Genomic DNA, 438 nt, shown 5'->3' with positions numbered 1-438 from the left:
CATTTTTACCTTTTCAGGTTTTATTGGTGCCTTCTCGGTTTTTTTATAGGTTTTCTCTTTATTGTAAAGAGAGATGAGCCTCGTTTCATCAGAAATTGTTTCTTTTATGAGACCTCCCTTATCCTTTACCTTGACATGACTATACGGTTTATTACCTTCTTGTACTTCAAATTCGACAATGATGTCCCTATTTGGAGTTACGTGCTTAAAGCTGCCTCTAACATCTTCGTAAAATTGTATTGAATTGAGCATTTTCTCTTTAATTAAAGTGTTTTTTTCTGACCTCTCTTCCTTCGCGTTTACAAGCATATTTGGTACAAATAAACTAGAAACAGTCATTAAAGAAACCGTTGATGCTAAAATAAACTTTTTCATATTTCGTTACCCCCTAGAGATTATTGATATATAACAACTCCATCTGCACCCATTCCACCGTAA

At 34.0% G+C, this 438-nt stretch carries 1 protein-coding gene; it reads right to left on the bottom strand.

From position 1 onward, the window contains the following. The coding region (locus tag Q3F21_RS27225; protein ID WP_340259733.1) for a hypothetical protein at window positions 1–375 on the bottom strand (375 nt) is incomplete at its 3' end. Between the last annotated feature and the right edge of the window lie 63 nt (window positions 376–438).

Origin of the sequence: Brevibacillus borstelensis, from assembly GCF_037834415.1 — a bacterium.
GTDB lineage: Bacteria > Bacillota > Bacilli > Brevibacillales > Brevibacillaceae > Brevibacillus > Brevibacillus borstelensis_A.
This window is presented reverse-complemented; position numbering and strand designations above follow the sequence as displayed.